The 22,304-nt window shown below is 32.1% G+C and carries 16 protein-coding genes and 1 CRISPR repeat array; of the genes, 13 read left to right on the top strand and 3 right to left on the bottom strand.

What is annotated here, in order from left to right; all coding sequences use genetic code 11:
* Nucleotides 1-190: 190 nt before the first annotated feature.
* Both OIU80_RS11240 and OIU80_RS11235 read left to right on the top strand, forming a co-directional pair.
* Nucleotides 191-2,449, top strand: a complete 2,259-nt coding sequence (locus tag OIU80_RS11240) for a hypothetical protein (RefSeq protein WP_264287097.1) — start codon at nucleotides 191-193, stop codon at nucleotides 2,447-2,449.
* Between the two features lie 261 nt (nucleotides 2,450-2,710).
* Nucleotides 2,711-2,944 (top strand): DUF6965 family protein, encoded by a 234-nt coding sequence (locus tag OIU80_RS11235; RefSeq protein WP_264287096.1) that lies wholly within the window; start codon nucleotides 2,711-2,713, stop codon nucleotides 2,942-2,944.
* Nucleotides 2,945-3,003: 59 nt separating this feature from the next.
* Here the strand turns inward: OIU80_RS11235 and xseB are convergent, their stop codons facing one another.
* The 3 genes from xseB to OIU80_RS11220 all read right to left on the bottom strand — a co-directional run bounded on the left by xseB (nucleotide 3,004) and on the right by OIU80_RS11220 (nucleotide 4,994).
* A complete protein-coding gene (gene xseB, locus OIU80_RS11230) occupies nucleotides 3,004-3,210 on the bottom strand; it encodes an exodeoxyribonuclease VII small subunit (RefSeq protein WP_264287095.1) in 207 nt (68 codons plus the stop codon).
* Nucleotides 3,188-4,624 (bottom strand): exodeoxyribonuclease VII large subunit, encoded by a 1,437-nt coding sequence (xseA, locus tag OIU80_RS11225; RefSeq protein WP_264287094.1) that lies wholly within the window; start codon nucleotides 4,622-4,624, stop codon nucleotides 3,188-3,190. The genes xseB and xseA overlap by 23 nt, the downstream gene beginning before the upstream one ends.
* 112 nt (nucleotides 4,625-4,736) lie before the next feature.
* On the bottom strand, nucleotides 4,737-4,994 hold the full coding sequence (locus tag OIU80_RS11220) for a hypothetical protein (protein ID WP_264287093.1): 258 nt from the start codon (nucleotides 4,992-4,994) through the stop codon (nucleotides 4,737-4,739).
* Between the two features lie 467 nt (nucleotides 4,995-5,461).
* Between OIU80_RS11220 and OIU80_RS11215 the strand changes: the two genes are divergently transcribed.
* The 11 genes from OIU80_RS11215 (at nucleotide 5,462) to OIU80_RS11165 (ending at nucleotide 22,304) form a co-directional block, all read left to right on the top strand.
* Nucleotides 5,462-5,851, top strand: coding sequence for a single-stranded DNA-binding protein (locus OIU80_RS11215; protein WP_264287092.1), 390 nt, complete (start codon nucleotides 5,462-5,464; stop codon nucleotides 5,849-5,851).
* A 39-nt stretch (nucleotides 5,852-5,890) separates the two neighbouring features.
* Nucleotides 5,891-6,250 (top strand): DUF7222 domain-containing protein, encoded by a 360-nt coding sequence (locus OIU80_RS11210; protein WP_264287091.1) that lies wholly within the window; start codon nucleotides 5,891-5,893, stop codon nucleotides 6,248-6,250.
* 30 nt (nucleotides 6,251-6,280) lie between these two features.
* Nucleotides 6,281-6,661, top strand: a complete 381-nt coding sequence (locus OIU80_RS11205; RefSeq protein ID WP_264287090.1) for a PcfK-like family protein — start codon at nucleotides 6,281-6,283, stop codon at nucleotides 6,659-6,661.
* Complete coding sequence (locus OIU80_RS11200; protein WP_264287089.1) at nucleotides 6,658-7,974, top strand: PcfJ domain-containing protein; 1,317 nt, start codon at nucleotides 6,658-6,660, stop codon at nucleotides 7,972-7,974. The genes OIU80_RS11205 and OIU80_RS11200 overlap by 4 nt, the downstream gene beginning before the upstream one ends.
* Nucleotides 7,975-8,210: 236 nt before the next feature.
* A complete protein-coding gene (locus OIU80_RS11195; RefSeq protein WP_264287088.1) occupies nucleotides 8,211-8,681 on the top strand; it encodes a JAB domain-containing protein in 471 nt (156 codons plus the stop codon).
* 752 nt (nucleotides 8,682-9,433) lie between these two features.
* Nucleotides 9,434-14,113 carry a type II CRISPR RNA-guided endonuclease Cas9 gene (gene cas9, locus OIU80_RS11190; RefSeq protein ID WP_264287087.1) on the top strand — a complete coding sequence of 1,560 codons (4,680 nt, stop codon included), beginning with the start codon at nucleotides 9,434-9,436 and terminating at the stop codon, nucleotides 14,111-14,113.
* Entirely contained in the window at nucleotides 14,110-15,006 is an 897-nt protein-coding gene (gene cas1, locus OIU80_RS11185) for a type II CRISPR-associated endonuclease Cas1 (RefSeq protein ID WP_264287086.1), read from the top strand. Before cas9 ends, cas1 begins: the two co-directional genes overlap by 4 nt.
* Nucleotides 14,999-15,346 (top strand): CRISPR-associated endonuclease Cas2, encoded by a 348-nt coding sequence (gene cas2 / locus OIU80_RS11180; protein ID WP_264287085.1) that lies wholly within the window; start codon nucleotides 14,999-15,001, stop codon nucleotides 15,344-15,346. Before cas1 ends, cas2 begins: the two co-directional genes overlap by 8 nt.
* Nucleotides 15,347-15,461: 115 nt before the next feature.
* Nucleotides 15,462-18,310: a CRISPR direct-repeat array (repeat unit 46 nt; unit sequence GTTGGGAATTATAAGTAAAAATACAATTTTGAAAGCAATTCACAAC).
* 864 nt (nucleotides 18,311-19,174) lie between these two features.
* Complete coding sequence (locus OIU80_RS11175; protein WP_264287084.1) at nucleotides 19,175-20,008, top strand: universal stress protein; 834 nt, start codon at nucleotides 19,175-19,177, stop codon at nucleotides 20,006-20,008.
* A gap of 90 nt (nucleotides 20,009-20,098) precedes the next feature.
* Nucleotides 20,099-21,118 carry a 3-oxoacyl-ACP synthase III family protein gene (locus OIU80_RS11170; protein WP_264287083.1) on the top strand — a complete coding sequence of 340 codons (1,020 nt, stop codon included), beginning with the start codon at nucleotides 20,099-20,101 and terminating at the stop codon, nucleotides 21,116-21,118.
* A gap of 88 nt (nucleotides 21,119-21,206) precedes the next feature.
* On the top strand, nucleotides 21,207-22,304 hold the full coding sequence (locus OIU80_RS11165; RefSeq protein ID WP_264287082.1) for a sensor histidine kinase: 1,098 nt from the start codon (nucleotides 21,207-21,209) through the stop codon (nucleotides 22,302-22,304).

The following is a 22,304-nucleotide window of genomic DNA, read 5'->3' as shown; positions in this document are numbered from 1 at the left end:
AAATTAATCTTGAGAAAAGAAATTACACTTCTCATTATTAATGGATATTTATTTTGAAAATAAATTTTATGAGTAATAGGAAATTATGATTTTTAATGCTTTTTCTAAATCTTGATTGGATTAAACTTGAGTGATAAACGTTAAAATAATTATATATCTTTAGCCTTAAAATTTTAAAAGATAAAGCGGAATGGATAGTTTTAGTGTTTGTGTAACTTTAATCTCAGTATTGTTAGGTATTGCATATCCTGTATTAATACAGATAACCTCTAATGACAAATATTCATCAGAAAAGATTTTAGAACTTTTTGAAAATAATATAAGAAGAAAATGGTTTCTTCCTAACCTTATAATTTCATTGTTGTTTATCGGTATTTACCTTTGTGAAATACCACCTTTTTTTACAATCCAAAATGAATATCTCAACTGGATTATTAAAAAATCGGCACTCATAATTTTATGTATTTCTACAATTGCGCTGATAATCAATTTTATCTTATTAATTGATTTAGTTAAGATTTTTTATCGTACCTCAGCGCTGATAACGTACCTAACTGCTAAAAATAAAGAGGTATTGGAAGATAATAATTTTATTTCATTTGACGCCCTTTCTGATTTGCTATATTGGTCAATTCAGAATCAAGATTTTAATGCATCCCGTCAATTGTCCACGTACTTCTATGGCGTTTTTAATGATTATCGTGAAAAGTATGCTAATCAGGATGGAATAACATATCCAAATAATTTTTATGGAATGGTTTATATGGCAACAGAAAAACTGGCTGGTGTAAAAAAAAATGAATTAGTCTTTTTAGAGAATAGAACTGTTGGTGGAATCTGGTTATTAGGAGAGGTTAATTCTCCAAAACTAAGTGAAAGTACATATAAATCGTTATGGTCCAACTTGGTTGTAGCATTAGAAAATGATAGAGATGATTTTGTTATGTCATATTGGAAAAATGCTCATCAATATTTCTCATATAATTTGCAATATATATACCCTGAATATAATAATGATGGTCTGACGCATAAAAATCAAGAAGCTATTGACGATAGAATTAAGGAAAGAGAATCTTTTCTAGAATTTCATTACGCTTTAGGAGGACTTATTCTTTATAAAAATAAAATTTCTCTTTTGAAAAAGATTTTCACTTATACTACTAGTATCCCGCCTGATTATGTGCTTTTGCCAAAAAGTATGACACAAATTTTTAGTATGTTTTTTAAATTTTTTGATCCATTTGACAGAAGATTTCCTTTTATAGCTCATCAATACAATTTTCCAGGACTTGAAGGATTAAATGCGGACCAAACTATTAAAAGTTGGATATGTCGCTACATTGGTATTATGTTTATTCGTCAAATGAATATTCAAAGTCAGTATTATAATTACAATCCTACGGATGTTCCTAATCTACCTCAGACATTACCAGAGAAAAGACATTGGTCTGATAATGTTCAGTATTTCAAGAATATCATAAAGATAGTAGTTGAAGAGGATAAGGAGTTATTGAAAAACTTTAAATACAATATGGAAGATGATCGATTATACCTTAATAAAATTGAGGAAATTGAAAAAGCAATCGTCGATGATTTCAATTATAGTCAGGAAGCTATAGAACCCCAAAAAGAAAAAGTTGATCAGTTTCTGGAAAGTTCAACTAAGATATTAAGCAAGACATTTCAAGACTACAAACAGCTTGATAATTCCTACGAGTTTAATTCAGAACTAGAGTATCAGGTTTTTAATATTCAAGGGCAGGTCAATATAGTTGATAAGGGAACTTTCACAGACAACGGAGTAGCGCACTTAAATTATGATACATTCCTTGCTGAAGCGGTTAGCAGTAAGTATAGTGGAGGATTCTTTGACATATTCAATATACGGGCAACGAAAAAATTCGTTTTTGATCAATCAAATATTTTTATCGCTATTGAAAAACTAGAACTTAATCCGGAACATCATATTATAATATCATTTGGGTTTATGAATATCAATTATTATATTGAAAATCTAAAAGTTAAGGGGCTAACAATGGCTGCATATAAAGGTGTTCCTATTAATTTTTTTGCAGCTAGAGGCTATGGTTTATCTGATTCGCTCTTTATTCTTTCAAAAGATGATTTGCCATGGATTGAATATAAAGATTTTGATAATGAAACGAAAGGAATGTATGAATTACAACTAATTCTTGAACCATATAATGTATATGCTGGAGTTACTGACTTGAATACAAATGCTCAGTTAAGAGAAAAACTAGAGAATGATGCAAGGGCCAAAGAAAAGGATTTGAGTAAATCTGTATGGCAAGGAATCATGTTTATGACAATAATTCGTTGGAGAAAGAAAATGAAGATGGTTCAAATTTTTATTAAAGATAATAACGAAAGTCAGAAGAAAGCAAACAAAATTGATGATATAACATCATTTGACCAGCTAGATTCTTAAACCTATATAATTCTCGAAATTTTTAAAACTGCTTTTTTTCCTTTTTGAACGAAATTAGTGAAACTCTTTATAGATGCTGAAATTTTTAAATCAGGTACAAGAGAAAAAAAATTAATGTTTCTTATACCGACTTTATAAAAAGGAGATAATATATCCTAAGGTTCAGTTAAGTAAAAAATCATACAGAAAATAATTAAATTTCCATTGTCACAAAGTGGTTGCATCGTTGATACACATTGACATTTTGCTTATTTTTGCCGTATGAATCACGAAGAAATAAAACGCTATTTTGAAAGTACACCTCCGCCTGAGGTAGTACAATGGGAATCATGGGCTAAAATTTCTGATACAAAGCTTTTCTTAAACAGTTGCTACATAGGTATACATAATTTTAATGGACCTCTTGAGATGTGCCCAGCCTGGTGGCATCTAAAGGATTTTTACTATCATATTAAGCGTAACGTTTCTGATAATAACCAGACACAATCAGAATAAAAAAGCATATTCGGAAGTAGGAAGAATCCAAAAAGAAGTTATTATCCATACAGAATTGCTCAATTTGTAGGATTTTCCATTTGGCTTATAATCTTGTTTACTTCACTTTCTGTTGATTTGAGTTTGGTCTGACAAAAAGTAATAAGTCCAGCAGCCCTCTTGACTTTTGTAGCCAGTACATCAACCGAAATGGTTTCATTTTCTATTTCTTTTGCAATTGTTTCAAGCTCAGCATAAGCAGCTTCATAAGTCAGTATCTCTTCCATTGTATTTTGTTTTTTCCTTGACGGTAGTTTTAAAAATCGTATCAGCCAGTATGACATCAATGGTATCTCCCACATCTATAGTATCGGTACTACTGGTAATTGTATCATTAATCTTGACAATAGCATATCCTTTTTTAAGGATATTCTCAGGGGACATCATTCTGATACTCGAACTGTAATGCCCCAGATATCCTTTTTGATTGCGAAGATACTGATTTGTGAATGTTTTTAAATTACGGATCGTATTACCAATATCATTAATCCTATTGTAAAGGATAATCCGGGGTTTGCCTGAAATTTGATGCGATAGGCTCAGTAGCTGACGATGTTCTTGATAGAGGATTGATTTGGAGCTGTTGATTGTATTTTGGTTAATAGATACTAAGGCATCTTTATGCCCGGAAAGGAGCTCCCTTGTATTATTAGAAATGTTACTCTTAAGATGGGAAAGGTTCTGGTAATGCATCAGAAAAAGCTGCTGCGATTTAATGACAATGTTTTTTTGCAGTGAAAGGATCTTCTGCTCAAAACTGCGGTTGTGCGCAATAATAAACTCTGCGGCTTTGGTTGGAGTCTTAGTCTGGGTATGTGCCATGAGATCCACAATGCTAACATTTTTCTGATGCCCTATTCCTGTGATAACTGCAATAGGAAATTTGGCCACGGCGCGCCCAATGTTATAGTTATCAAAGATCAAAAAATCGGACTGAGCACCTCCTCCTCTGGTAATCACAACGGCATCATACAATTTGCCACTACTGTACACTTCAATAAGTTTGTCTAAAAATAACTTGGCATTATTATCCCCTTGAACAATGTTTGGATAATCATCTATCTCAAAAACATAACCAAAATCATTATTTTCAAGTGTATGCCTAAAATCCTCAAGACCAGCGGAATTACTCCCTGATATCACCGCTACTTTTTGAATAACTGCCCTAAGCTTTATTTGATTGTTTTTAGTAATGTATTGTTCTCCTTCTTTAACGATAAAAGTATTTTCTTCCACAAGCCTTTTCAGGGTGGCATTTCGTTGCTGTTCAAGGATTCCAAGAGTGAAATTAGTATCAATATCCAGGACACTCAGTGACAGGCCAAACAAGGGGTGGTAATCCACGCTTACCAAAACAAGTACATTGATATTATTGGTAAAACGTTGTCCAGTATTTTTTTCAAAATCAGAAAGATGCATTGATCCTGTTCCCCAGGCTTTGCCAACAATCTTCGCAACAATACTGTTTGATGTGGTTCCTTTTTCTACCAGTTCAAAGTAATGAATTTTCTTATCTGCTTTATAGGAGTGATTGGTAATATCGGCAACTACCCAAAATGTCTGCCCCTTAAAACGATCCGTCAGGGCATCGCTAATTTTATTGTTTAGCTCAGAGAGTTTGATATGTTTTTCTGATTCCATAAAAAGTGAGGAAGCCAGTGTTCCTTTTTAGATCATCCTAAATGCAATAGAAGATACAAGAGTTGTTTAGAAAAAATAGGTTTGATTTTTTTCAAAATCATTTACAAGGGAATTATCGCTCCATGCCCAAAAGTGTAACGGTAGCTGTAAGATCATGACTGGAAATATAATCCAGTACAAAATCTTCTGCCTCTTTTCTATGATCGGCAGCAGTCGAAAACGAATTGAGATAAAAATCTTCGTTCTCATCAGCAATATGGATAATCTCGGTATATCCTTTGGTAATCAGGCTCCCTTTTAGTTTTAATACCTGAAGCTCATTTCTATTGTCAATCTCCTTCTTCACTCTAAGCTTTATCGTTTTATCCATGGCATTGGTATTTGGTCTTGTGTTGTTTCGTAAAATAATATACTTAAAAATCAAAAGATAATAGGGGTAACTCTTTTATTTTTTCTCTTGATCATGATCCTTACTTCCTGCTTAACTCAAAGATTCCAGGTAAGTAACTTCCGAAAACAAACTTCTTGTTCTCCCTTTTTTATAAACCTAAAAATACTAAAAATCAAAACAGCATGATCGGGTTCAATCATAAAAATATGAACAATTAAAAATTGGATTCAATTTACAATCAAAACGGACTAAAAGGGCAGCCAAAATAGTGCCCGCCGTCTCCTGCATGCGCATAACGGTTTGACGCCGCCCTTCGGGACTTATAGCACTCCGGCTCCTTAACCGGACACTTGATTTGTGCTTTCTTTTTTCCCGTTTTTTCTTTTGAAAAAATTTTTTGCGGAACAGGCGGGAAGAAGCAGTAATAATCTAAAAACTTTTAAATCATGGAAATCACAGGACGCTTAACCAGAGATGCTGTTGTTGCTAAAACAGCAAAAGAAAGACAGGTTGTTAACTTCTCCATTGCAGTTAATGATACCTACAAAACCAAAGACAGTAATGAGGTAAAAAAGATAGTCACTTTTATTGACTGCTCTTACTGGCTCAGTGCAGGTGTAGCCCAGTGGCTCAAAAAAGGCGCAATGGTGGAACTATTCGGAAGAATCGGCGTGAATGCCTATCTCAGCAGTGAGGGTAAAGCCGTAGGCAGTCTCACTTTTCACACCAGTAATATTAAGATACTGATTTTCGCATCAGACACTCAGCCTGTACAGTCGGGTAATTTTTCTCCTAAGAAAAGTAAAAAAGAAGAACCCGATGACCTGCCTTTTTAATGTTCGGATGATAAATGTATAAGCCTAAAGAAATGAGTTATGAAAGCCTTTGAAAAATCAATATACGCCGATTATGATGTGCGTCTTGCGTTCAATAAAATTATCCTTTCCGATTTGGAATCGTATGACGGAACTAAAAAAGTAAAGCTTAAATCTTTCCTTGAAGACCTGCAGAGAATCGGGTGCATCAGCGGTATGATTTCCGAATTTATTTATCATGCCGATTGTAAAAAATTCTATATCCAGCATCTTGATGATTTAGAAGACATCAGGCAAGAAATCGAAGATTCCCTTGGCGAAGCTGTCACAAACAGACACCGCCTGCCTCACTACACTTTTATGTGCTGGCTGTGTTTCGAAGAATACTGTTTTGACATCTACAGAAGCAGTTTTGAATAACAATAATTGTTCAATCTTAAATCAACTTTTATGAAAGCTTCAGAAAAATTTAAAACCGTTATAGAAAATTATCTGACTGAAACTGCGCAGAGCGACACCGTCTTTGCGCAGAACTTCAGTAAAGCATCCAAAAACTTGGAAAACTGTTTCAATTACATTTTTGCCGAGGTAAAAAAAACGGGACTGTGCGCCTTTGACAATCAGGAAATATTTGACATGGCGGTCAAATATTATGCAGATGACAGCATTGGTCAGCCTGAGCCTATAAAATGCAGGGTTGTGGTAAGTCAGCCTGAAAAAGCTGATTTGTTTAGCTCTGCTTCCGAAGTTCCTCAAAACAACATCGTTCCAAAAACGCAAGTGCCTGCTCTAAAACCTGCACCAAAAACCTTAACACTCTTTGACCTATGATACCTAAAACCATCATCGAAAAGCAGATTACAGAACTGAGTGTCTCCCTTAAACCTGTAACGGAAAACATGAAAGGGAGAGCGGAAAGAGACATTTTCCTTAAATGGGCGGTGCTGTCAAGGGGAAAATTCCACTGTTTGGAATGCGCCCACACTTGGAAACCTAATGCGCAGAAAGCATCCTGCAAAAATTATATAAACTGCACAGCATGCAGGGGGGAACTCAAAATACAGCAGTACAATCAGGTGCATTTCAAAGAAATAGAGTACTGGGCTGTTTTAAATGTATGCGCAGGATTTCAGGTGGTGCGTATTATCTGCTCGCATAAAAACATGAAAAAGAATTTACTGCCGACTTACTTTCATAAGGAAGTCATACAGCACTGGATAAATTCAAAAGGCGAGGTGCGCACCCTCTCGCTCGGTACCAACGTTTTTTCAAATGCCTATGACGCCTGGAAATATTATTCGCCCCTTGAAATCCGCCCCAAAAATTTTGAGAGTTCTCCCAAATACCGCATTAATCCTTATAAGGTTTACGCAGGAACGCAGACGCTTGATGTCCTTAAAAGGAACGGTTTTAAAGGCAGTTTTTACACCATTGCACCGCAGGTACTTTTTACGGCTCTTTTGAAAGATTCGCATGCCGAGACACTCCTTAAAACAGGACAGACAGATTTCCTTAAACATTATCTGCTGTCGCGCGCGCAGTCTATCAGGGAGAACTGGCAGGCGGTTAAAACGTGTTTTAAAAACAGCTATAAGGTGTCAGATTTTACGCTTTGGGAAGATTATATTTCACTGCTCAGATGGTTTAAAATGGATCTAAGCATTCCTGAGAATGTCTGTCCTGAAAACTTAGCTGAACAGCATGACAGGCTCGTGGAAAGAAAACGCAGGATTCAGAGACATCTTAAAATAAAGGAACTCCGCTCTGAAATACAGCAGGCGCAGATAGTCTATGAAGAGCAGAAAAGACAGTTTTTCGGACTGGAGTTCACAAAGGAAAATCTCAGCATAAGTGTCATGGAAAGCGTGCAGGATTTTCTCGAAGAGGGCGATATGCTCCGACACTGCGTATTTACCAACGAATACTATAAAAAGAAAAACTCCCTTATCCTTTCGGCTAAATATAAAGATAATCCTGTAGAGACAATCGAAGTGACGCTTCCCTCACTTGAAATTGTGCAGTGCAGAGGAACCAAAAATAAGGATTCCCAACATCACAAACAGATTTTAAAGCTTTTGAATCAGAACCTGTATCAGATTAAAAAGCGAATAAAAAGCAAAAAAGCAGTCCAAGCCGAAAACTAATTTTCGGCTTTTTTTAACATAATGTTAATTTTTTGCGCCCGGACACTTAAAGGAGGGGATATTGTCTCAGCGGTTCAGGCTTAATTCTAAAACAAAGTTAGGGAAGGAAAGTCGGTTCGCCGAAAAAAATTCCCCCATAAATGCAGGTGAAAAACCTGCTTTATTGCGTTGCTTTTTTCGCTCGCTTTCTCATTCCCGGCCGAGGTTCCACAATTAATCTTAAAACTTTAGAAATCATGGAAACTTCAAAAACACTTCAGAACTGGAATCAGGTGGCAGAGATTGAATTGGTCTACAAAACAAAAGTAAAAGCATCCGAAAGACCTTTTATAAATTCTTCCAAAACCGCTTACCAGCTGGCACTCCAGTCCTGGAATTCCGATACAATTGAATTTTTCGAGCAGTTTAAAATCCTGCTTCTCAACCAGTCCAATAAAGTGCTTGGCATTTACGAAGTATCCTCAGGAGGTATTTCAGGCACTGTAGTTGACCTCAGACTGATTTTTGCAGCAGCACTTAAAGCAAATACCGTATCGCTCATTATGGTTCATAACCATCCTTCGGGACAGATTAAACCTTCAGAGGCTGATAAACAGATAACCAGAAAAGTCAAGGAAGCAGGGAGCATACTTGATATCAAACTGCTGGATCATTTGATCATTACTCCTGAAACCTACTATTCCTTTGCAGATGACGGAGCTTTTTAGCTCCTACATTTTTTTAATAATTGGAACGTAGGTATTTCATAAATTGGCATACTAATATTTGGATAAAGAAGCTTTATCTCAAATTATGTAGAGATTTCTTGATTTGCTATTAACAGGAAACATGTCTAGACATCTTAATTAGTTACATAAATTTACGGAAACGCTAATCTTTCGGATAAATCAACAGGTAGTATTAGTAAACAATTAATTATGAATAAACAGTATAAATCGTGCAGACAATATATTTTAACTCTGTTATAGATGATAATTTTCAACTTCAGATGTTACAATATTCATAACCAGCATTATTTTGCTTATCGTAATTGTCAAATCGATAAGCCGATCAATAGCTCATGAATCGACAAGCAGTTTTTTAAGTTTCTGAATCATATGATAAGCATCTGTAATATTCCTACTGAATCTGTCCCAGGTGGTAAATACTATAACATTTACCCCTTTCTCTAAACTCCTTAAGATTTGTGAATAATTTTTGCCATGCTGGCCTATTGAAAGTTTTTAGTAGAATATTCAAAATAATTTGTAGACAAATATTATAATGCCTAAAATAATAAGTATAAAAAAAGCGACCCTTTTGAGGCCGCTTTGAATGTTTTCACAACGGAATAATCCTTATTGTGAATTGCTTCAAAATTGTATTGCAATAATACAAAAAAAATCGTACTTGTTAATTATGGTTTTCCGTAAATCAGTTAATTATCTTTTATTTAATTTTAGAAATTAATTTTTTAGAGATGAAGAAAATATTAGGATTAGATTTGGGGACGAATAGTATTGGATGGGCGTTAATAAATAATGACTTCGATAATACACTTGGAAGTATTGAAGGGTTAGGAAGCAGAATAATTCCTATGAGTCAAGATGTTCTTGGTAAGTTTGACAGTGGCGTTTCCATTTCACAAACTGCTGAAAGAACTAAATATCGAGGGGCAAGAAGATTAGTGCAACGCTTTTTATTAAGAAGAGAACGACTTCATCGAATTTTAAATATCCTTGATTTTCTACCAAAACATTATTCCGAAGCAATAGATTTTGATAAAAAATTTGGACAATTTAAACCCGAAAGAGAAGAAAAATTATCTTTTTATAAAAATGAAAGTGGTAAAAATCAATTTTTATTTTTGGAAAGTCACCAAGAAATGTTCTCTGAATTCAAATTAACACATCCTAATTTAAAACAAGTTCCCTATGATTGGACCATTTATTATTTAAGAAAAAAAGCTCTAACACAAAAAATTTCTAAGCAAGAATTGGCTTGGATACTATTGAACTTCAATCAAAAAAGAGGATATTATCAATTGCGTGGGGAGGAAGAAGAAGTAAACAAAAACAAATTAGAAGAATTTCATACCCTTACAGTTGTTGATGTAATTGAAAGAGAAAAAGGTAAATCAGGAATCTGGTATAATGTAATTCTGGAAAACGGTTGGATTTATAAACGTGAAAGCAAAATTGCATTATTTGACTGGATTGGAAAACAGAAGGATTTTATTGTAACTTCTGAATTGAATGATGATGGAACTATTAAACTCAATAAAGACAATGAAGAAAAGAGAAGTTTTAGATCTCCAAAAGAAAACGATTGGGGATTAGTAAAAATTAGAACAGAACAAACTATAAATCAAAGTAAAAAATCAGTTGGTTCTTTTATCTATGATGAGCTTTTAAAAAATCCTAGTCAAAAAATAAAAGGGGAATTAGTCAGAACCATTGAAAGAAAGTTTTATAAAAAGGAACTATCAAAAATTCTAAAAGTCCAAATTGAATTTCATAATGATATTTTTGGCGAAAGAAATCTTTATAAAAAATGTATTGATGAATTGTACAGACATAATGATTCTCATAAAAATAACATCAAAGACAAAGGATTTGACTATTTATTTTTAGATGATATTATCTTTTATCAACGTCCCCTTAAAAATAAGACTTCATTGATTAGTGATTGTAGTTTGGAATTTATTCCAATAAAAGATAAAAAAGGTGTTTTAGTAAAAGATGCTAACGGAAAACAAGTTGTAAAACCTTTAAAATGCATTGCAAAATCAAATCCTATTTTTCAGGAATTCAGATTGTTACAATTTGTGAAAAATCTAAAAATTTACAAGAAAGAAATTATAAATGAAATCGACGTTACGGATGATTATTTAAAAACGGAGGGAAATTGGGTAGAACTATTTAATTGGTTAAACGATAAAGCTGAAATTAGTCAAAAACAATTTTTGGCGTACCCAAAATTCAAATTAAAAGAAGACAAATTTAGATGGAATTTTGTAGAAGACAAAATCTATCCTTGTAACGAAACAAGAAATCAATTTTTGAATGCAATCGCAAAAATTGACGTAGATAAATCCTTTTTTGACAATAAAAACACCCAAGATTTATGGCATATTTTATATTCTGTTACTGATAAAATTGAAATCACAAAAGCAATTACAACTTTTGCCAAACGACATAATTTGCCTAATGAATTTATAACAAACTTTTCGAAATTAAAACCATATAAAAAAGATTATGGCTCTTATTCTGAAAAAGCGATGAAAAAATTATTGACTTTAATGAGAAGAGATGAAACTTGGAATCAACATGTAATTTCTGATAAAATTACAGCCAAAATAAGTGCTATTAAAGAAAGATTGGAATCTATAAATTATGACGCATCAATTCTTGAAAAAGTATCTGACAGCGATATTCCGAAACAAGTCTTAAAAAGTTTTATAAATTGTACTGAATTCAATAAAGGTTTAAATACCTATCAAGCATCCTATTTAATATATGATAAACATAGTGAAGCTAGTGATGTTTCAAAATGGAAAACCCCTGCAGATATTGAACACTTTTTAAAATATGATTTTAAACAACATTCCCTGCGCAATCCAATTGTAGAGCAAGTTATTACAGAAACGTTGCGAGTAGTAAAGGATATTTGGCAACATTTTGGAGAGGGAAAAGAAAATTTCTTTAATGAAATCCATATTGAATTGGGGCGTGAAATGAAAAACAATTCTGCAGATAGAAAAAGAATTACCGAAAATATAAATCAAAACGAAAACACAAACTTACGAATCAAAGCCATTTTAACCGAATTGAAAAATGATGGCATAAATGATGTTCGTCCTTATTCACCAAGTCAGCAAGAGATTTTAAAAATTTACGAAGAAGGAGTTTATAGTAGTGAAATCAGAAAAGAAAAATTAGAGGACATTGATAAAATTAGAAAAATTGCAAAACCAACTACTTCTGAAATTATCAAATACAAACTGTGGTTAGAACAAGGTTATATTTCTCCATATACTGGAAAGTTAATTCCATTAAGTGAACTTTTTACAACCAAATATCAAATTGAACATATTATTCCACAATCAAGATTATTTGATGATTCGTTTTCAAATAAAGTTATCTGCGAATCTGAAGTTAATGATTTGAAAGGAAATAAGACTGCATTAGAATTCATTCTAAAAAATGAAGACAGAATTGTAACCTTAACTGGAGGAAAAACAGTTAAAATTTTCACTAAAGAAGCCTATAGCCAACACATCACTAGTTATTACAGCAAAAATAAAAACAAGCAAAAAAGATTATTAAGTGAGGAAATTCCTGAAAAGTTTATCGAAAGACAATTAAATGACACTAAATACATCAGTAAAATTGTAAAGAATCTTTTGAGTAAAATTGTTAGAGATGATGATGAACAGGAAGTAACCTCAAAACATATCGTTTCTTTGAATGGATCAATCACTTCAAAAATGAAACAAGATTGGGGTTTGAATGATGTTTGGAATAACATTATTACACCTCGTTTTGAGCGTTTGAATGCGATTACTAATTCTAGTGATTTTGGTAAATTAGAACTCAAAAAAGATGAATTTGGAAACAGTGGAAAACAAGTTTTTCAAACCACCGTACCAGATGCAATTGCAAAAGCTTTTTCTAAAAAAAGAATTGACCATCGCCATCACGCTTTAGATGCTTTGGTAATTGCCTGTGTAACAAAAGATCACGTCAATTATTTAAACTCTATCAATTCAGAAAGAACAAATTATTCATTAGTTTCTAAGCTACGTAGAATTGAAGAAATTCAAATTAACGGAAAAACACAAAATATCGCAAAAGATTTTCACAAACCTTGGGATAATTTTACAAAAAAAGCAGAAGACCAATTAAATCAAACCATAATCAGTTTCAAGCAAAACACCAGAGTTATCAATAAAACGGTAAACAGATACCAAGTTTGGAAAGAAGAAGATAGTACGATGAAAAAAGTCATTATTAAACAAACTAAAGGAAACAATTGGGCAATTAGAAAACCAATGCACGCAGAAACTGTAAGTGGTAAAGTCTTTTTAAAGCGAATCAAACAAAGTCATATTACTATTGTAAATGCAACTGATCAAGTAGAACTTATTGTTGATACAGAAGTTAAAAAACAACTGAAAGAAAAAATCAAGCGACACCCAAACAATAGTGAAGGATTAAAAAAACACCTCAAAGATTTTCCTATAATGGTTGATGGAAAAGTTATTGACAAAGTTCAAATTTATGAAAATATAGAAGCCACAGCAACAAGAAAAACCCTTGATATTACCTTTGATGAAAAAAGAATTGAGAAAATTACTGATACAGGTATTCAAAAGATTCTATTAAATCATCTTCAACAAGAAATCTATCAAAATGCTACTGATGAAAATGGAAAAAAAATGCCCGCTAATGAAGTTGCTTTTTCTGAAAATGGTTTGGATGAACTCAATAAAAATATTACAGCATTAAATAATGGTAAAAAACATCAACCAATTAAAAAGGTTAGGGTTTTTGAAGAAAGCGGAAGATTTTCTCTTGGAGACACAGGGAATAAAAAAGACAAATTTGTAGAAACTGCATCAGGAACTAATTTATTCTTTGCTATTTATAAAGGTAATGATGGGAAAAGAAATTACAAAACTATTCCACTGAATGAAATAATTGAAAGTCAAAAATTAGGTGCTTTTGAAAAACTAAAAATAAATGAATGTTCTGTTCCAAAAAATTATATAGATGAAAAAACTAAAGAATTATCTCCACTACTTTTTTATTTAAATCCTAATGATTTAGTATTTGTCCCCACTATTGAAGAAATTGAAAATCCTAGTCAAGTAAACATTAAAAACTTTACAAAAGAGCAAACTGAAAGAATATATAAATTTACTGATAGTAGTGATACAACATGTAATTTCATTCCAGCTAGCACTTCAAGTTTAATATTTAATATCAATAAAAAAGACCAACAAAAAATAGGATTAAATTATCCAATACAAAATGAATATGGATTGGGAAGTCCTCAATCTAAAAATCAAAATACTATTAACGCTGTTCAAATTAAATCCGTTTGTTGGAAGATAGAAATTAATCGATTAGGTAAAATAATAAAAATTATCAAATGATAAAACGCACCCTTTTCTTCGGCAATCCCGCTTATTTGAGCACTAAAAATGAGCAAATTGTAATCTCTTATCCTGACAAAGAACAAGAGACCAAAACCGTCGCCATTGAAGACATAGGTGTTATCGTTTTAGAAAATCAACAAATTACAATAACCAATGGTTTATTAGAAAAACTCACTCATAACAATGTTGCTTTAATCAATTGTGACCAACAACATTTACCAATTGGTTTGTTAATGCCTTTAAGCGGACATACAGAACAAAGTGAGCGTTTCAAAAACCAGATTAATGCTTCTGTTCCGCTCAAAAAGAATTTGTGGCAGCAAACCATCAGTTCTAAAATAACCAATCAGGCAGGACTATTAAAAGAAAAGGGAATCCCAATGCGTAAAATGGAATTATGGGCAAAGGAAGTAACCTCTGGTGATTCATTAAACCATGAATCTAGAGCTGCTGTATACTATTGGCAAAGTCTTATAAAAATAGAGAATTTCACAAGAGGACAAAAAGGAATTCCTCCAAATAATTTACTCAATTACGGTTATGCGATTTTGAGAGCTATTACAGCAAGAGCATTAGTAAGTTCGGGAATGCTTCCAACATTAGGTATTTTTCATCGTAATAAATATAATGCTTATTGCCTTGCTGATGACATCATGGAGCCTTATCGGCCATATATTGATTTAATTGTATGTCATATTATGGAAACGGAAGATTCATATGAAGAATTAACAATCGAAATAAAAAAACAATTATTGAATATTGCAACAATGGATGTGAACATTGATGGTAAAAACAGCCCTTTAATGGTGGCTATGAGTAGAACAACCAATTCTTTGCATGAATGTTTTGAAGGAAGTTCCAGAAGAATTTTATACCCAATTTATGTATGATGAGCATTACACACGTTTAAATCAATATAGAAGTTTGTGGATATTAGTATTTTTTGATCTGCCCACCGAAACGCGCAAAGAGCGTAAAATTGCTAGTAATTTTCGTAAGAGATTATTAGACGATGGTTTTTCTATGTTCCAATTTTCGATATATATGCGCTTCTGTGCTAGTCGGGAAAATGCCGAGGTACATTTCAAAAGAATAAAAAACAGCTTACCTGAGCATGGAAAAATTGGTATGATGCAAATCACAGATAAACAATTTGGAATGATGGAACTGTTTTATGGAAAAAAACCTGTGGAAACAGAAAAACCATCTCAACAGCTAGAACTTTTCTAAAATTAGGATTGAAAAAGAACCTAACTAACTGAACTTCAACAGTCAAATTAATCGATTTTTTAATTTCAAAACAAACATATAACTACCAACATATCAAACGATTAACTCGCGGTATGTTGGGAATTATAAGTAAAAATACAATTTTGAAAGCAATTCACAACTAAACGCTGGTGCTGATATAGAGCTTTTAAGTTGGGAATTATAAGTAAAAATACAATTTTGAAAGCAATTCACAACTATGGCGTTGTTGCCGTTATTTCTGTTGCAGTTGGGAATTATAAGTAAAAATACAATTTTGAAAGCAATTCACAACTATTTGTTTGCGCTTTCATTAAGTCCATTTGTTGGGAATTATAAGTAAAAATACAATTTTGAAAGCAATTCACAACTCTCTTTCCTTACTTGCTCGATGAAGTGAGTTGGGAATTATAAGTAAAAATACAATTTTGAAAGCAATTCACAACTGTTAACGGTTCTTGACTTTTGTCGGCTTCGTTGGGAATTATAAGTAAAAATACAATTTTGAAAGCAATTCACAACCGAAATCGAATAGATTCCACGGGATTGATCGTTGGGAATTATAAGTAAAAATACAATTTTGAAAGCAATTCACAACGCCATCCTCTTGCTTTTTGTTTTTTGCATTGTTGGGAATTATAAGTAAAAATACAATTTTGAAAGCAATTCACAACATGAATAGCGCTACCATTGTTTCTATTGGGTTGGGAATTATAAGTAAAAATACAATTTTGAAAGCAATTCACAACTGTAGTTCGCTATTGCTCCTCCTACATTTTGTTGGGAATTATAAGTAAAAATACAATTTTGAAAGCAATTCACAACAAAACACTGGAGTATAAAAATCTGATAAAAGTTGGGAATTATAAGTAAAAATACAATTTTGAAAGCAATTCACAACACATCAAAGCAATTCTTTTCTACTTTTTCAGTTGGGAATTATAAGTAAAAATACAATTTTGAAAGCAATTCACAACCCACCCGACCACTCTAGTACAATACCCGATGTTGGGAATTATAAGTAAAAATACAATTTTGAAAGCAATTCACAACTGGTAATACATTTACTACCGATATGCCAAGTTGGGAATTATAAGTAAAAATACAATTTTGAAAGCAATTCACAACTCAAAGCACCTACGGAACAAACTTGCTCGTGTTGGGAATTATAAGTAAAAATACAATTTTGAAAGCAATTCACAACAGCATCTCTCTTTGGTGATGACAAATTACAGTTGGGAATTATAAGTAAAAATACAATTTTGAAAGCAATTCACAACTGTCAGAAGGTTCTTTAATTAAGGTTCTAAGTTGGGAATTATAAGTAAAAATACAATTTTGAAAGCAATTCACAACTAGCGACAAGGAAGGAAACAAAGATTTAATGTTGGGAATTATAAGTAAAAATACAATTTTGAAAGCAATTCACAACTAACATCAAATTGAAGTTTAATCCCTTCTGGTTGGGAATTATAAGTAAAAATACAATTTTGAAAGCAATTCACAACTTGGACGGTATTTAACTTTTGTCAATGTAGTTGGGAATTATAAGTAAAAATACAATTTTGAAAGCAATTCACAACTCTGTTATTGTTCCTTCTAAAGCTTTTTTCGTTGGGAATTATAAGTAAAAATACAATTTTGAAAGCAATTCACAACGGCATCTGTTTTAAACACGGTTTTGTTAATGTTGGGAATTATAAGTAAAAATACAATTTTGAAAGCAATTCACAACAAGCTCAGGATTTAAAATATATTAAATCTGTTGGGAATTATAAGTAAAAATACAATTTTGAAAGCAATTCACAACACAGTTCCAACGGCATACCAATAGGAAATTGTTGGGAATTATAAGTAAAAATACAATTTTGAAAGCAATTCACAACTAACCTTTGCAGATGCAGAGTTTATTGAAAGTTGGGAATTATAAGTAAAAATACAATTTTGAAAGCAATTCACAACTAATTCGCCGTTATCGTCCCCACTACATCTGTTGGGAATTATAAGTAAAAATACAATTTTGAAAGCAATTCACAACTAATGCCATAAAAGAAAAAGACACTAGTGGTTGGGAATTATAAGTAAAAATACAATTTTGAAAGCAATTCACAACCCTGCATTCTACGCATTTTCCGCATCCTATGTTGGGAATTATAAGTAAAAATACAATTTTGAAAGCAATTCACAACGGGCTAATATGTTCCAATCGATTTTATACGTTGGGAATTATAAGTAAAAATACAATTTTGAAAGCAATTCACAACTAATGTTATAGGCACTACAGCAAAAGATTTGTTGGGAATTATAAGTAAAAATACAATTTTGAAAGCAATTCACAACTCATAAATGTGAACGTTACCAAGAAACAAGTTGGGAATTATAAGTAAAAATACAATTTTGAAAGCAATTCACAACTGGACACAGTTCCATTGACAAATGAAGGTAGTTGGGAATTATAAGTAAAAATACAATTTTGAAAGCAATTCACAACAGGCAGGCTATGATGATGATTTAATAACTGGTTGGGAATTATAAGTAAAAATACAATTTTGAAAGCAATTCACAACCACGTTATGTTGTATGCTTCTTTTTCTGCTGTTGGGAATTATAAGTAAAAATACAATTTTGAAAGCAATTCACAACTTGCTCCTCCTACATTTTTTCCTTTTTTTTGTTGGGAATTATAAGTAAAAATACAATTTTGAAAGCAATTCACAACATAATTCTTCTCTCTCTTGTTCTGTCCATAGTTGGGAATTATAAGTAAAAATACAATTTTGAAAGCAATTCACAACGTGCGTTTGTTCCTGATTTTGTCATTATCTGTTGGGAATTATAAGTAAAAATACAATTTTGAAAGCAATTCACAACATAAACAACGCTACCATTGTTTCTATTGGGTTGGGAATTATAAGTAAAAATACAATTTTGAAAGCAATTCACAACCTAGTCTCCCTCCTTTGTGTCCGTTTCCTAAGTTGGGAATTATAAGTAAAAATACAATTTTGAACTATTTTATTTTGACAGAAAGTAAAATTATCTCTAAAAATCCTTTTTGGTTTTGGAAGGTAACCAAAATAGACTTTAATTCAATTAAAAGTATATCCATATTACAACCTCCAAAGACAGCAATTTCATTAGAAATTAAAATGGAGAATGCAACAAAACTTATACCCGCATCTAGCTTAAGAGATCATACTTGAAAAGAATTGAAAAAACATCTGATTAAAGAAAATATTGTGTTGTATGATAAAGTGGTTTTTTAGTAAGGAATTTTTTCTTGCTCATAATATAAAATTAAATTTTACAAGAGATAAAAAAATAGGAGTTAGAGCTTCCCATTTAAGGATTAGGGATAGTTTCTTTCTAACTAAAAGAACTTAGTTTATTCAGAAAACTAAGCCTGTCAAATAAAATTTAAATGATTGGCTTTCAGAAAAGAAATATGTTATTTTGTGAAATAAAATAGTCGATTTGTACCATATTTGTCCCATGTTTATGTAATGCATTGGTAATCAGTATTGTTATTTTCGAAGAAGTCAAATAATCTCTTTTAGATTATAGATTAAAGCCGAACTAGAAATAGTTCGGCTTTTTTTATGCCTTGTTGTTTTTAAACTAAAAAGCTAAAATAACATCGTATTATCTGCATTTCTGCATTAGTATTTGGTATCATTTATCGGAATAATTCATTTTCGGAAATGAAAAAATACGGTTGAGGTTAAAAAAATGATTATTCAGTCATTTTAGAAAGGATCTAAACGGTTAATTAAGGAACTTTACTCTTATAATTGTTTAAATGATATATTTATGATCTCACCCCTTACTATTATTGCCGCTACAAATTTTTCTGACATAGCAAATAATGCTGTTGCTTATGCAGCGGGACTTGCAAAAGCTACAAGTGCCAAGCTTATTTTGTTTAATTCTTTTTCTTTGGGTTTACATAGCTCTAATGCTCATATTACAGCCGAAGCTATGCAAAAGCAAATTGAGAAAGCTACCGAGAAATTAGAGACTTTTGGAAAAGAAATTTCGGATCGTTATAACATTGAAGTAAGTTGCTTTTGTAAATATTCTTTTTTAGAAGATCAGCTTTTATCGATAATTGAAGATACTAATGCTGAGCTAGTAGTTATGGGGATGGCAGAGCGGTCTTTTGAGCAGGAATTACTAGGTAATTCGACAACATCAGTAATAAAAAATTTAAATATACCTGTACTAGCAGTTCCTATAAATGCTCGTTTTCAGAAGATACAAAAAATACTCTACGCTTGTGATACTTTAAGTTTCTCTTCGATAAAAAGATTTAGTTGGTTAAAAGATATTGTAGGTAACCTTGGTGCCGAGCTAGAGTTTTTTAGTGTAGATAAAAAAATAGATAATCTTAAGCAAGAGCAGGGGGCGCAATTATTAAATTCGTCACTTGAAGAAGCGTTTAAAGAAGTTAAATACATTTATAAAACTGTTAAGTCTAATGCTGTAATTGATGAGATTAAGAAAGAAATCAAGAATTATAATGCAGATGTTTTAGTAATGGTACCACAAAGGTATGGTTTTTGGGATTCTTTGGTACATAAAAGTAAAATCAGAATTATGGCCGCAGGTTTAGATATACCGCTATTATCTTTTCCAAACTTCTGATGCTATTTTTATTTTATATAATGACAAAGTTTCGTTAGCTGATTTTTTATATAAAACAAGGAAGAAATAAAACAACATAATCAATTAAAAATGAATGCAACAATTACAGCTATAGGTGGCTTTGTACCAACTTCTATACTTAGTAATGAGACGATATCAGAAACAGTTGATACAACTGTAGAATGGATTGAAAAAAGAACCGGAATAAAAGAACGTAGATTGGCAACTAGCAAAGATCAAGCAACCTCAAACCTTGCTTGTGCTGCAATTGAAAATTTATTAGAAAACTATGATGTTGATCGAAAAGAAATAGACTGTGTATTATTGGCAACAACAACTCCTGACCATCTTTTGACTCCCACTTCAAGTAAAGTATGTGAAATAAGCGGATTGACGAATGCATTTGGACTTGATCTTAATGCTGCTTGTAGCGGTTTTCTATATGCACTCGAAATGGCTACGACTATGATTGAAAGTGGTCGATATAAAAAGATTATTGTGGTTGGAGCTGATAAAATGAGCTCAATTGTAGATTATGAAGATCGTAATACCTGTATCCTTTTTGGAGATGGAGCAGGCGCTGTACTTCTAGAAAAAACAGAATTAGGATACGGAATGATGAAAAGTATTTTGCGTACTGATGGTAGTGGTACATCAGCATTATTAGTACCTGCGGGTGGATCTAAGTTTCCTGCTACTATGGGAACTATTGTAAACCGAGATCATTATATTAAGCAAGAAGGAGCATTTGTATTTAAAAAAGCAGTTGAATCTATGAGCAGTGTTTCACAAGATGTTCTTGCAAGTAATGATTTAAGTGTCAAAGACATTGATTGGGTTGTGCCACATCAGGCTAATTTAAGAATTATCAACGCGGTAAGTGAAAGTTTAAATATTGGGATAGAAAAGGTTAAAGTTAATATTGAGAGATATGGTAATACAACATCAGCAACAATTCCGTTGTGCCTTTGGGATTTTGCAGCCGATTTTAAACAAGGGCAGAACATACTAATTACCACTTTCGGGGCTGGTTTTTCTTGGGGAGCTACTTGTATAAAATGGGGAGTTATGCGAAAACGTTTACCCGCAAAATCTTCCAAAAATGATTAAAAATCAGAATATACTTTTATGCATTAAGTAGGAGTAATTAATTACTGTAATAATTTTCTTAATTCAACAACTGTTCTTATATTAGCTTATGAATTCAAAGACACAAAATAAAACCAATGGTAAGAATTTTTTCTATAAATATTATAGAATTATCGTGATACCAGTTGTTTTTTTAGTGTATTTGTCGTCTTATTTTTTTTTAAATCCTTACCGGAATTTTGATGATGATACTTTATTTGATTTAGATTGGACTATTGATGTATTCTTAATTTTAGTGTATTGTGCTGTCCTGACAGAATTAAGTCTTTTTGTAGGACGCACACTAAATCACTGGATTAGTTGGGAGCAAAAACCTATTTTTAGAGCTTTTGTGCAATTTTTGTTTCTCATTATAGGCAATATTCTATTGAATTACCTATTCTCCTATTTTTGGTATTTTTTTTATCCTGGGACATCACTAAAAGAAAGTGAACTTCTTATTATATGGCAATCAAATTTGATGGCAGCTATATTATCACTTTTCATTAGCTTTATTCATACCAGTATATTTTTGCTTAATCGATGGCGCGTAACTTCTGAGGAAGCTGCAGAGCTAAAAATTAAAGCTTCTCAACTTCAGGAAGCTGTAACCCGATCTGAATTAGAATCTTTAAAATTACAGCTTGATCCACATTTTACTTTTAATAATTTTAGTACCCTTACCGAATTAATTCATGAAGACCCACTGTCGGCGGCATCATTTTTAGAGAATATTACAAAGGTGTACCGTTATATGATCTCTAATCTAAATAAAGATACAATTACAGTAAGAGAAGAAATAGAATTTTTAAATGCTTATTTTTATCTTTTAAAAAAACGACTTGGTGAGAAGGTTGAATTGAAACTGCAAGTTAATATGACTTGTCTGGATCGTCATTTACCTCCTTTAACACTGCAATTACTAGTTGAAAATGCTGTTAAACACAACGTTGCTACGGTATCTAATCCGCTTGTAATTTCTATTTATTCAGATGTTGGAGATATTGTTGTGAGGAATAATTTGCAGCCTACATCAGGTAAAAGCTTTGATTCTACAGGTGTTGGGAATAAAAATATTGAGTTTAGATATAAAATATTATTTGATCGAATGCCTATTTTTTCTGAGTCTAATGGTTTCTATTGTGTTCGTTTGCCTTTAATAAAATAA

Origin of the sequence: Flavobacterium frigoritolerans (genome assembly GCF_025847275.1) — a bacterium.
Lineage (GTDB): Bacteria > Bacteroidota > Bacteroidia > Flavobacteriales > Flavobacteriaceae > Flavobacterium > Flavobacterium frigoritolerans.
The sequence above is the reverse complement of the archived record's forward strand: the minus strand, read 5'-3'. Positions and strand labels throughout refer to the sequence as shown.